At 33.1% G+C, this 12,439-nt stretch carries 8 protein-coding genes; 7 read left to right on the top strand and 1 reads right to left on the bottom strand.

The annotated features are described in order from the left end of the window. Positions 1 to 28: 28 nt before the first annotated feature. Entirely contained in the window at positions 29 to 2,443 is a 2,415-nt protein-coding gene (locus DM444_RS19600) for a sugar-binding domain-containing protein (RefSeq protein WP_111289777.1), read from the top strand. Between the two features lie 146 nt (positions 2,444 to 2,589). Here the strand turns inward: DM444_RS19600 and DM444_RS19605 are convergent, their stop codons facing one another. Then, a complete protein-coding gene (locus tag DM444_RS19605; protein WP_111289779.1) occupies positions 2,590 to 3,333 on the bottom strand; it encodes a PKD domain-containing protein in 744 nt (247 codons plus the stop codon). Positions 3,334 to 3,504: 171 nt separating this feature from the next. Between DM444_RS19605 and DM444_RS19610 the strand changes: the two genes are divergently transcribed. From DM444_RS19610 to nagB, 6 genes are all read left to right on the top strand, one after another. Continuing rightward, entirely contained in the window at positions 3,505 to 4,062 is a 558-nt protein-coding gene (locus DM444_RS19610; protein ID WP_111289781.1) for a YdeI/OmpD-associated family protein, read from the top strand. Between the two features lie 48 nt (positions 4,063 to 4,110). Beyond that, positions 4,111 to 4,767, top strand: coding sequence for a Pr6Pr family membrane protein (locus DM444_RS19615; RefSeq protein ID WP_111289783.1), 657 nt, complete (start codon positions 4,111 to 4,113; stop codon positions 4,765 to 4,767). A gap of 340 nt (positions 4,768 to 5,107) precedes the next feature. Then, complete coding sequence (locus DM444_RS19620) at positions 5,108 to 5,470, top strand: BlaI/MecI/CopY family transcriptional regulator (RefSeq protein ID WP_111289785.1); 363 nt, start codon at positions 5,108 to 5,110, stop codon at positions 5,468 to 5,470. Continuing rightward, a complete protein-coding gene (locus tag DM444_RS19625) occupies positions 5,467 to 7,479 on the top strand; it encodes a M56 family metallopeptidase (protein WP_111289787.1) in 2,013 nt (670 codons plus the stop codon). The genes DM444_RS19620 and DM444_RS19625 overlap by 4 nt, the downstream gene beginning before the upstream one ends. Positions 7,480 to 7,773: 294 nt before the next feature. Beyond that, positions 7,774 to 9,867, top strand: coding sequence for an alpha-L-fucosidase (locus DM444_RS19630; protein WP_111289789.1), 2,094 nt, complete (start codon positions 7,774 to 7,776; stop codon positions 9,865 to 9,867). Positions 9,868 to 10,311: 444 nt separating this feature from the next. Beyond that, complete coding sequence (gene nagB, locus DM444_RS19635; protein ID WP_111289791.1) at positions 10,312 to 12,225, top strand: glucosamine-6-phosphate deaminase; 1,914 nt, start codon at positions 10,312 to 10,314, stop codon at positions 12,223 to 12,225. Positions 12,226 to 12,439 lie beyond the last annotated feature (214 nt).

Genomic DNA, 12,439 nt, shown 5'->3' on the forward strand with positions numbered 1-12,439 from the left:
AAATACGATTAGAATAAAAAACATATTTATGATAAAACATAAAAACATATTTCAAAAAATTACAATTGCCTTATTGTTTTCGGTATCAATTTTTGCACAAAAACAAGCCAGAATTGTGGAAGATTTCAATAAAGAGTGGAACTTCAAATTAGGAGATTATCCAGAAGCGATAAATGCCAATTTCAATGCATCAGATTGGAGAATGCTTCAATTGCCGCACGATTGGAGTATTGAAGGTGCTTTTGATAAAGACATTAAAACCAAACAAGCACAAGGATTTTTACCTGCAGGAAAAGGCTGGTATCGTAAAGTTTTTACAATTCCTGCGAATTGGAAAAACAAAACAGTTTCGATTGAATTTGATGGTGTTTTCAAGAACAGCGAAGTTTTTATAAATGGAAAATCTTTAGGAGTTCGTCCAAATGGTTATATTTCTTTTGGTTATGATTTAACGCAGTATTTAAACTTCGGGAAAGAAAATATTATTGCAGTAAAAGTTGATAACGATGCACAACCCAATTCGAGATGGTACACGGGATCTGGAATTTATAGAAATGTGCGTTTGGTTGCCAGTGAAAAATTGCATGTTGGTAAATGGGGAACTTATGTTACAACTCCAGAAGTTTCTGCAGCAAAATCAAAAATACATTTAGAAGTTACGATTGATAATGATAATGCTTCGGCAAAAGAATTTAAACTGGTTACTTCGATTGTAAATGCAGAAAATAAAGAAGTGGCCAATTATACTTCAACAGAAAAAATTGGAGCTAAAACATCTGAAAAGAAAGTTCATGATTTGGTTTTAAATCAACCGAAATTGTGGAGTACAGAAAATCCGTATTTGTATAAAGTGATTACAAAAGTGTACGAGAAATCGAAATTGGTTGATAATTACGAAACGCCTCTTGGATTTAGATATTTTAATTTTGATTCAGAGAAAGGATTTTCATTAAATGGTGTTCCAACTAAAATTTACGGCGTTTGTCTGCATCACGATAATGGCGCTTTAGGTGCGGTAGAAAACATTCATGCGGTTCGCAGAAAACTGGCTTTAATGAAAGAAATGGGAGCAAACGCGATCAGAATGTCACACAACCCGCATTCGTTGGAAATGATGCAATTGTGCGACGAAATGGGATTTATCGTTCAGGATGAAGCTTTTGATGTTTGGAAAAAGAAAAAAGTAACCAATGATTACCACAAAGATTGGGATGCTTGGCACAAACAAGATTTAGAAGATTTTATCAAAAGAGACCGTAATAATCCGTCGGTAATAATGTGGAGTATTGGTAACGAAATTAGAGAGCAGTTTGATTCAACTGGAATTGCGATTACCAGAGAATTAGCTAAAATCGTAAAAGCATTAGACACAACTCGCCCTGTAACTTCTGCTTTGACCGAAAATGTAATTGAGAAAAACTTCATTTACCAATCGGGAGCTTTAGATCTTTTAGGATTCAATTATAAACATGAAGATTATAAAGATTTTCCAACTAAATTTAAAGGACAAAAGATATTAGCTTCAGAAAGTGTTTCGGCTTTAGAAACACGCGGTCATTATGATTTTCCTGACGGAATTAAAGCCTGGCCAACCAAACATGGTGCTCCGTTTGACGGAAATGCCGATTGGACCGTTTCGGCTTACGATCAGGTAAAATCGTATTGGGGTGCAACGCACGAAGAGAACTGGAAAACAATTAAAAAACAGGATTTCATGGCGGGAACTTTTATCTGGACGGGTTTTGATTATATCGGTGAACCTGATCCGTATCCTTTTCCTGCAAGAAGTTCTTATTTCGGGATTGTTGATTTAGCCGGACTTCCAAAAGATGTGTATTATATGTACCAAAGCGAATGGTCGAATAAAACGGTTCTGCATATTTTGCCACATTGGAACTGGAAAAAAGATCAAGAAGTAGAAGTTTGGACGTATTATAATAATGCTGATGAAGTAGAATTGTTCTTAAACGGAAAATCTTTAGGAAAAAAAGCAAAACAAAATGATGATTTGCATATTTCTTGGCGTGTAAAATTTGAACCAGGAACATTAAAAGCTGTTTCAAGAAAGAACGGAAAAGTAGTTTTAGAGAAAGAAATCCGAACTGCAGGAGAAGCTTCTAAATTAGATTTGCAAGCTGATAAAACTTCAATAAAAAATGATACTTACGATTTGGTTTATGTAACCGTTTCTATGACTGATAAAGATGGAAATTTAGTGCCAAACGCCATGGATTTAGTCAACTTTGAAGTTTCTGGCGGAGGAAAATTAGTTGGTGTAGATAATGGTTATCAGGCTAATTTGGATTCTTTTAAAGCAAATTCTTGTAAATTGTTTAATGGAAAATGTATTGCTATTATTCAGTCGAATGGGAAGAAAGAGAATATTCGGTTGAAGGCGACGGCAGGCAATTTACAAATTTCTATCGAGATTAAAGTGAATTAATCTTGTAAAATGAAAAGCCCCAACTTTACTTTAGTTGAGTAGTTTAGATTTGATTCTTGTTAAAAAAACAAGCAAGAAAGATGCTATTAGTGTTTATATAAAACAAAAAGCTCCTTAAATTTAAGAAGCTTTTGTATTATAATAATTTATTGCCAGTTCAAGTATACTGTAAGCTTAACTTTATGATTTGGCAGACTTGAATTATCATACTCTAAATCAATTGATGCAGGATATGCATTGGCTCCTGTTGTGTAATCTGACATTGTAGCATATAATTTACCTCCGATATTATTACCTCCGAATCCTTCAATTTTAACTATTGTGAATTCATATTTTTTAGATAGATTACTGATTACTTTAGGAGTTTGGAGTGTCCAAGTAAGTGGTAATTGTGTTTTTGTAATATTTTTAAATATTTGTGATGAAGTCTGATCTTTATAAGTTTCATCATCTACTATAAAAAATTGAAGATTTCCAGTTTCCCATTTATTCCCTTCATAATCAGCAAATGGCATTTCAGTGACCGTAATTTTTGTTATTTTAACACTAGTTGGTACAGGTCGAGCAGTTATAGTTATATTTTTATTAGCAACTGCTGTTCCACCTGGACCAGTAGCAATTAATTGTACTTTGAAATTCCCTGTAGAAGTGTATGTATGACTTGGATTCTTTTCTAGAGAGGTTTCATTATCGCCGAAATCCCATAAATAATCTGTAGCATCAGTAGATTTATTTTCAAAATCAATTTTTGCTGGTGCCTGAGCTTCGCCTTTAAATGTAAAATCGGCAAGAGGTTTTTGTAATGTATCATCTCCTAATCTTTCGTCAGATGAACATCCTACAAAGAAAATTGATAATAATGCAAAGGATTTAATCAAATAGTTTTTCATTTTTTTTGTTTTAATATTCTTGCAATAATAATGAAAAAATATCTAAAAATGTAATCTAATTCTTTCTTTTTTTTTGAAATTATTAAAATTATAGATTTTTAAATGTTACTTTAAATTTTGCTTCCAAATAATCTTGGATTTTATACATTTATAAAATAATAAAAAAACAAAATGACTCCAACTTTCTTTGCAGATCAGTTAGAATTTAGAAAATGGCTAGAGAAAAACCACAAAGACGAAAAAGAACTTTTGGTTGGTTTTTATAAAGTTACGAGTAAAAAGCCCTCTATGAGCTGGCCAGAATCGGTTGATCAAGCGCTTTGTTTTGGTTGGATTGATGGTGTTCGAAAATCTATTGATACGGAAAGTTATACGATACGTTTTACTCCAAGAAAACCTTCTAGTATTTGGAGTGCGATTAATATTCAGAAGATAGAAGATTTGACTAAATCTGGACTTATGACAGATGCTGGTTTGAAAGCATTTAGTTTTAGAACCGAAAATAAGTCTAAGATTTATTCGCATGAAAAAGAACCAGTTCCGTTGTTAGATGCTTACGAAAAGGAGTTTAAAAACAATAAAACCGCTTGGGAATTTTTTGATAAGCAAGCGCCTTCGTATAAAAAAGTGATGATTCATTGGATTATGAGCGCCAAGCAGGAGAAAACGCAGATCTCGAGACTTGAAAAAACGATTACAGAAAGCGAAAAACAGAAAAGAGTGCTGTAATTATCTCGAATAAAATTTTTACTTTAGTGATCTGACTTTTAGCGAAATATGAAAAAAGAAAATACCACAAAAATAAAAGGGGAGATTTTGATAGGTATTATTTTTGCCTTAGAATTATTCGCCTTGCCTGTACAGTTTTATTTACTGGTAAAAAATCCTGAATTTACTTTTTTTAGCGCTGCAGTTCGTTTTTTTAGTTTTTTTACAATTTTAACCAATGCGATAGTTTTTCTTTGTGGCGCAATGTTGTTATTTGGCGGAAGTTCTAAACTGAATTCATTTTTTAAGAGATGTACAACTCTCACTGCTATAACAGTTTATATTCTAATTGTGGGAATCGTTTTTAATTTGCTTCTTCGCCCAATCATTGATTTGAAAGGACATCATCTTATTGTAAGCGAAATATTTCATACTGTTGTTCCAGTTTTATTTTTCTTCTATTGGCTGTTTTTTGTTAGTCCCGAGAAGATTTCTTTTAAAGTTATTTTTTTCTGGCTCGCATATCCGATCATTTATATTTTTTATACTTTATTTCACGGAATAATGACCAATTTTTACCCTTATCCTTTTATTGACGTAACTAAATTAGGTTTTGAGACGGCTCTCGTAAACGGATTGTTTGTTTTAATCGCTTTTGTGGTTTTGTCTGTGATTTTGATTTCGATTTCAAAAATTAGGACTAAGAAGATTAGCTTGGAAGACTAAAATATTCAATCTTCTCGTCAGGAATTGACAAAAAAAGCAACTTTATTCTTTCTTTCTTTCTTTCTTTCTTTCTTTCTTTTTTTCTTTCTTTCTTTCTTTCTCCTGAAATTTTTCTACGAACTTCCGACGGCATTAATTTAATAGATCAAAAATATCTTGGTTTTTGTATCAATACTTCATTTTGATATTGTAATTAATTGTTCCTAAAGTTGTTAAAGGTAAAAAATCATTACCTGAATATTCCGTATTTACTGGTTTAACTAATTAATTAGTATAAATATTAACCAATTAGTTTTGCTACTAATTAATTAGTAGTTATATTTGTCAAAAGATTTCTACTATGATAAAATTAGCCAAACGAGAAGAACAGATTATGCAGGTTTTTTGGGATTTAAACAAAGCCTTCATCAGAGATATTATTCCATTGTTGCCAGATCCGAAACCACATTATAATAGTGTTGCGACGATTGTCAAAATATTAGAAGAAAAAGGATTTCTAAATCGGGAAACAATAGGGAATATGCATTGCTTTTTTCCGGTAATTCAAAGAGAAGAATATCAACAATTTGCGCTGAAAGATATTGTGAGTCAGTATTTTGATAATTCGTATCCACGAATGCTTGCCTTTTTTGCTAAAGAGCAAAAATTAACCGAAAATGAATTGGACGAAATCGTAAACATGATAAAAAAAGATTCTAAATGATACCTTATATTCTATACACAGCGTTTATTCTTTTTGCTTGCCTTATGTTTTATAAGCTGCTTTTGCAGAAAGAAACTTTTTATAATTTGAATAGATTTGTTTTGCTTGGATGCATGCTAGTAGCTTTTACTTTGCCGTTGCTTCCGATTCCGCAGCAATTCTCCCTTCAAAAACAGAAAGCAACTGCAGCCATTCCTTCCATAAAAAAAACAGTTGCAAAAGAATCAATTACTGATCTAAAAACACTTCCTGTAAATGAAGTTTTAGTAAATGAAACAAAGCAACAATTTAATATGGCTTTGGTCATGCAGTGGATAGTGTATTTGTATTGGTTTGGTGTCATTGTTTTTGCGCTTAATTTTTTGATGCAAGCTGTTATATTATTTTACAGAGCGTACACATCAGAGATTATTCGGGATGGAAAATTTAGAATTGTCGAAATAACAGGCGATAAAGCACCTTGTTCTTTTGCTAATAATATTTTTATAAATCCTGAAAAATACGAATGGGAAACGTACAATCAGATTTTGCTGCATGAAAAAATTCACATTGAGCAAAAACATACTATTGATCTTTTGCTTGCAGAAATCGTACTTGTTTTTCAGTGGTTTAATCCTTTTGCTTGGCAATGGCGAAAAGCATTAGAAAGTAATCTTGAATTTTTGACTGATAACGAAATGCTACAACAAGGTAGCGTAGAAAAAGAAAGTTATCAATTTAGCCTGCTTAAAGTAGCGGCGCCACAATTTCCTTTGAGTCTTACAACTAATTATAATCAATCATTACTCAAAAAACGAATCATTATGATGAATTCAAAAAAATCAAACGTAAACACAACATGGAAATATTTTTTCCTGTTACCATTATTGGTATTGTTTGCCTGCCTTTTTAATCAACCGGCAGCGCAAAGTCAGACGCTAACTTCGAATCTTAAAAACGAAGAAACTAAAGCGAATTCAAACACTCAAAAGGGTGATCAAACCGAAGGAAACTGGTTTGCCACAATCAAAGGCAATACGGTAGAAATGGAATTTAAAAACGACGGGAATAGCCATTCTACTCATACTTATGATATTAGCGAGTTTAGCGGATTATCAAAAGATAAACAAGGAACATTTTCTCTAACGCGTGAAGCGGGAACAATGAACTTTACCGGAAAATTTGACGGAAATAGCGGAATGGGAACGTATAAGTTTGTTGGCAATAAAAATTTCGCCAAAGAAATGGCTGCACAAGGGATTACATTGGCAGATGATACAGATCTTATGGTTTTCTTTGCTGTAAATATAAAAACGTCGTATGTAAAAATGCTGCATAAAAAAGGGTATAAAAATGTAGACAAAGAACAAGTAATTCCGTTGGCGGCTTTAAACGTAAGTGAAGATTACATCGATTCTATTAAAGATGCCGGAATTGGAAATATAGATATTGAAACCTTGATTCCTTTTAAATCCTTAAACATTGATAAAGCTTTTATTGAAGACATTATTAAATCAGGTTATAAAAATGTTTCACCAGAAAATCTGATCACTTTAAAATCTCAGAATATTGACGGAAAATATATTAATGATTACCGTTCTTCGGGAAAAACAAAAAAGAATGGAAATGGAGAAGAAGATGAGGACAATATTGTTGCTTTCAAAGCTTTAAATATAGATAAGGCTTATATTGATTCTTTTAAGAAAATGGGTTATAATGATCTTTCAAACGATGACTTAATTGCTTTAAAAGCTTTAAATGTAACTCCAGAATATGTTGGCCAATTCGAAAAAGTAGGTTATAAAAACATTTCGTCTGAAAATCTTACGGCTTTAAAATCGCAAAATATCACGGCAGATTTAATTAAGGAATATAAAGATCTGGGTTTTTCAGATCTAGATTTAGATGATATTGTGGGTGCAAAAGCGGTTGGTGCAACGCCAACTTTCATTAAAGCTATGAGAGAAAAAGGACATAACTTTAAAGGTATTGAAAAGTATATAGCTTTAAAAGCAGTTGTTGGCAACTAAGCTGATATTGCTTTTGATAGTTAAAGCAATACATTTTCTCTGTAAATAAAATATTCAAGTTGTAAGACTACAATCAAAATGTACTAATAAAGCCCAAATCTACAGATTTGGGCTTTATTTTTTAGACAACTTCAAAAAACAGTTGTTTTAAAATAGTATACTCAAACGAATTATTTAAATAAAATCATTTCATACCAAAGTGCTGTAAAAAATGTTGTTGGTCGAAATTCTATTCGAAAGATTTCAATTTATAGTACATTTATGCTTTATAGACCATTTTAAAGCAGATCAGCAATGAAAAAAATATTCCTTTCCTTATGTCTTTTGGGTGTAATTTCTAATGCTTCAAGTCAGGAATTTGCGAATGCGCCAAAGCCTTTTGGACCAGTTCCGACGCAGAAACAAATCGATTGGCAGGAAATGGAATTTTACGCTTTTGTGCATTTTTCATTAAACACTTTTACCAATAAAGAATGGGGTTACGGAGACGAATCGCCAGAACTTTTTAATCCGTCGCAATTAGATGTTCGTCAATGGGCGCGCGTGGTAAAAGAAGCCGGAATGAAAGGAATTATTTTAGTTGCAAAACATCATGACGGATTCTGTTTATGGCAATCGGCTTATACAGAACGTTCTGTGAAAAATTCACCTTGGGAAAATGGAAAAGGCGATTTGGTTAAAGAATTAGCTGCTGCCTGTAAAGAATACGATTTAAAACTAGGATTATATCTTTCACCTTGGGATAGAAATCATCCGCAATACGGAAAACCTGAATATATCACGTATTTCAGAAATCAATTAAAAGAATTATTGACGAATTACGGAGATGTTTTTGAAATGTGGTTTGATGGTGCAAACGGCGGAGACGGTTATTACGGAGGTGCAAATGAAACTAGAAAAATCAATTCGCTTACGTATTATAATTGGGATGAAACCTATAAGTTAATTTACAGTATAGCACCAAAAACATTGGTTTGGGGAGTTGGTCCATCTGAAGCAAGATGGATTGGAAATGAAGAAGGTCGTGCAGGAAAAACCAATTGGTCGTTATTACGTCAGAAAGATGAATTGGCTGGAAAAGTTCATTACACTGAATTTATGTCTGGACATGAAGATGGTGAAAAATGGGTTCCTGGTGAAGCCGATGTTTCGATCAGACCGGGATGGTTTTATCATTCAGTTGAAGACGATAAGGTTCGTTCGCTTGACGAAATGGTAGATATCTATTACGAATCGATTGGGAGAAATGCAACTTTATTATTAAATCTGCCAGTTGACAGACGTGGTTTGGTTCATGAAAATGATGAAGAAAGATTAAAAGAATTAGTTGCAACAATCAAAGCCGATTTCAAAAAGGAATTATTAGCAGGAACAAAAATTCAAGCTTCAAATACAAGAGGAGTTGATTCTAATTTTGGACCTCAGAATGTTGTTGATGGGAATAAAAACACATACTGGGCAACAGACGATAAAGTAAAACAAGCTACAATTGAATTTACATTTAATAAGCCCACTGCAATTAATAGAATTTTGCTTCAAGAATATATTAAATTGGGACAGCGTGTAAAAGCATTTTCTGTTGAAGCAAATGTAAACGGACAATGGAAAACTATTGCCAATGAAACTACAATTGGCTATAAAAGAATTCTGCGTTTAGACCGCGTTACAGCTTCTGCAATTAGAGTTAATATTTTAGATGCAAAAGCGGGATTTGTAATCAATACAATTGAGGCATATAATGCGCCGACTTTTGTTAAAGAACCTCAAATTCTTCGTGATAAAAATGGTTTGGTTACGATTAAATCGGAAGAAGGAAATGCAGTTTATTATTCGCTTGATGGAAAAAATCCTTCAGAAAAAAGTACTTTATACAAAACTCCATTCATATATAATAAAGCGGTAGAAATCAAAGCTATTTCGAGAAATACGAAAGAGAAAATCAATAGTGCGGTAAAAACTGCGAAATATGGTGTTTCTAAAGAAAAATGGAAAGTGATCTCGGTTTCAAGCGGAGACGATAAATCGGTTGAACGAATTATTGATGGAGATGCAAACACAGATTGGGGATTTGGAAACGATGAAAACAAGCTGCCACAAACTGTTGTTATAGATATGGGAGAATTGGTCAGTATTAAAGGTTTTACTTATACGCCGCAACAGGTTGGTAACAATTTAAATTTGATTTCAAATTATGAATTGTATACAAGTGTAGACAGTTTTTACTGGGACAAACAATCAGAAGGAGAATTTTCGAATATTAAACATAACCCAATTGAACAAATTAAGAGTTTTACTGCAGTAAAAGCAAGATTTTTGAAATTTGTCGCTACAGCTGCTGTGGGAAAAGCGCAAACAGTTTCGATTGCAGAAATTGGAGTTGTGGAATAAAATATAGGTTTGCACTAACAATTCATTCCGTAGGAATGTTATATCGGTAGAATCAAATTGGAGTTATGGTTATACGTTCCGTAGGAACGTTTGATTAATAAAACAGATTAGAAATAAGACAAATGAAAAAAAGCTCCTCTAGAGCTTTATAATGTAAATCTTTATTCTTTTGCTATAAATATTTCGCTCCTCCGGAGCTTTATAATGTAAATCTATATCTTCTTTTTGCTATAAATATTTCGCTCCTCCGGAGCTTTATAATGTAAATCTATATCTTCTTTTGCTATAAATATTTCGCTTCTCTAAAGCTTGTAAAAAAAGAATTCCTTTTTTGAAACTGTCTTCTTTTGTCTTTTGCCGAAGCGCAGTCGTTATTAGTCGAATTTTTGTTTAGAACGGATAATTTAATTCTACTTTTAACTTAGAAATTAAATGACAAGGCATATGATTAAAGAAGATATAGGTTTTAGAGAAGCAGGAAAGTTTGAAGAAACTCGTTTTGAAAGAATTCACAATGTTATTTTCGAATCATCGCAAGAGGCATCTTTTTTGGTGGCTCAAGAAATCGCCAATTTAATTCAGAGAAAAAATGAGCTAAACGAACCTTGTGTTTTAGGTTTGGCTACAGGTTCTTCGCCAATTAAGGTTTATGAAGAATTGGTTAGAATGCACAAAGAAGAAGGGCTTAGTTTTGCAAACGTAGTTACTTTCAATTTAGATGAATATTATCCGATGGATAAAAATGATATTCAAAGTTATTATCATTTTATGCACGAACATTTATTTCATCATGTAAATATTCTTCCAGAAAATATCAATATTCCAGATGGGCAGGTGAGTGCCGAGGAATTACAGCAATATTGTATCGATTATGAAATGAAAATTAAATCGTATGGAGGTTTAGATTTTCAGCTTTTAGGAATCGGTAGAACAGGACATATTGGGTTTAATGAACCAGGTTCTCATGTTAATTCAGGAACCAGAAGTATTACCTTGGATCATTTGACTCGTATTGACGCGGCTTCTTCTTTTTTAGGAATTGACAATGTTCCGAGAAAAGCCATTACAATGGGAATTGGAACCGTTAGAAACGCAAAGAGAATCGTTTTGCTAGGCTGGGGAATCAGTAAGGCAGGAATTATAAAAGAGACAATCGAAGGGGAAGTTTCTTCGCACGTTCCAGCTACGTATTTACAAGAGCATCACAACACAACATTTGTTCTGGATACAGAAGCTTCGTCTGAATTGACACGAGTAAAAACGCCTTGGCTGGTGAAGTCTTGTGTTTGGACAGACGAATTAAAATTAAAAGCGGTGGCTTGGTTAAGTGAGTTAACGAAGAAACCTTTCCTGAAACTAACGGATAAAGATTATAACGACAACGGAATGTCGAGCCTTTTGACAGAAGAAGAAACTGCATACGATTTGAACATAAAAATGTTTAATAAAATGCAGCAAACCATCACAGGTTGGCCAGGTGGAAAACCAAATGCTGATGATACGTACAGACCAGAACGTTCTACTCCAGAGAAGAAAAGAGTAATTATTTTCAGTCCGCATCCAGATGATGATGTGATTTCGATGGGAGGAACATTCGACCGTTTGGTAGAGCAAGGACACGAGGTTCATGTAGCTTACCAAACTTCTGGAAATATTGCAGTTTCTAACGAAGAAGCTTTGAAGTTTGCAGAAATTTCAAGAGCATTAAATCCAAATTCTGAGGTTTCTAATGAAATTATAGATTTTCTTAAGAGCAGAACTGGAACAGAAATGGATTCGTCTGAAGTTAGAAAATTAAAAGGATTAATAAGAAGAAGCGAATCTTTTGGAGCGACTCGTTATATTGGTTTGCTAGATTCGAATGTAAACTTTTTAGATCTTCCGTTTTACGAAACAGGAACGGTTAAAAAGAATAATCTTTCAGATGCAGATGTTGACATTATGTGTGACATTATTGAAAGAATAAAACCGCATCAAATTTATGCCGCTGGAGATTTAGCAGATCCGCACGGAACTCATAAAGTGTGTTTAGACAGTTTGTTTGAAGCTTTGAAAAGACTAAAACACAAAAGCTTTATGGATGATTGCTGGGTTTGGTTGTACCGAGGTGCATGGCATGAATGGGAATCGTACCAAATTGACATGGCAGTTCCAATGAGTCCTGACCAAGTTTTAAAGAAACGACATGCAATTTTTTATCACCAGTCTCAAAAAGACGGCGTTATGTTTCAAGGTGATGACAGCAGAGAGTTTTGGGTTCGAGTTGAAGACAGAAATAGATTGACTGCAGAAAAATATCACAGCTTAGGTTTAGCAGATTATTCGGCTATCGAAGCGTTTAAAAGATATCATTTCTAAACTTTTGCAGCAATAAAGATAATAGACTATTTCATGGTTTATTTTGGTTAGTTACCTATAATTGAGAGAAAATGCGGTCGTGGTTGGCCGCATTTTCGTTTTTTATTATTTTGTAAAATGTTAATTGTAAAATGTGAAATGTTATTTGAAAAAGGAATAAAAAAAGTTAGACATTTTGTGTCTAACTTCTTGCTTATAACTTTTTACTTTTCAC

It is taken from the genome of Flavobacterium ginsenosidimutans (assembly GCF_003254625.1).
GTDB classification, from domain to species: domain Bacteria; phylum Bacteroidota; class Bacteroidia; order Flavobacteriales; family Flavobacteriaceae; genus Flavobacterium; species Flavobacterium ginsenosidimutans.

What these genes read in the sequence shown, in the direction of transcription:
- DM444_RS19625 (WP_111289787.1), top strand. Translation starts at nt 5,467, where the DNA reads ATGATACCTTATATTCTATACACAGCGTTTATTCTTTTTGCTTGCCTT.
- DM444_RS19610 (WP_111289781.1), top strand. Translation starts at nt 3,505, where the DNA reads ATGACTCCAACTTTCTTTGCAGATCAGTTAGAATTTAGAAAATGGCTA.
- DM444_RS19620 (WP_111289785.1), top strand. Translation starts at nt 5,108, where the DNA reads ATGATAAAATTAGCCAAACGAGAAGAACAGATTATGCAGGTTTTTTGG.
- DM444_RS19630 (WP_111289789.1), top strand. Translation starts at nt 7,774, where the DNA reads ATGAAAAAAATATTCCTTTCCTTATGTCTTTTGGGTGTAATTTCTAAT.
- DM444_RS19605 (WP_111289779.1), bottom strand. Translation starts at nt 3,333, where the DNA reads ATGAAAAACTATTTGATTAAATCCTTTGCATTATTATCAATTTTCTTT.
- DM444_RS19615 (WP_111289783.1), top strand. Translation starts at nt 4,111, where the DNA reads ATGAAAAAAGAAAATACCACAAAAATAAAAGGGGAGATTTTGATAGGT.
- DM444_RS19600 (WP_111289777.1), top strand. Translation starts at nt 29, where the DNA reads ATGATAAAACATAAAAACATATTTCAAAAAATTACAATTGCCTTATTG.
- nagB (WP_111289791.1), top strand. Translation starts at nt 10,312, where the DNA reads ATGATTAAAGAAGATATAGGTTTTAGAGAAGCAGGAAAGTTTGAAGAA.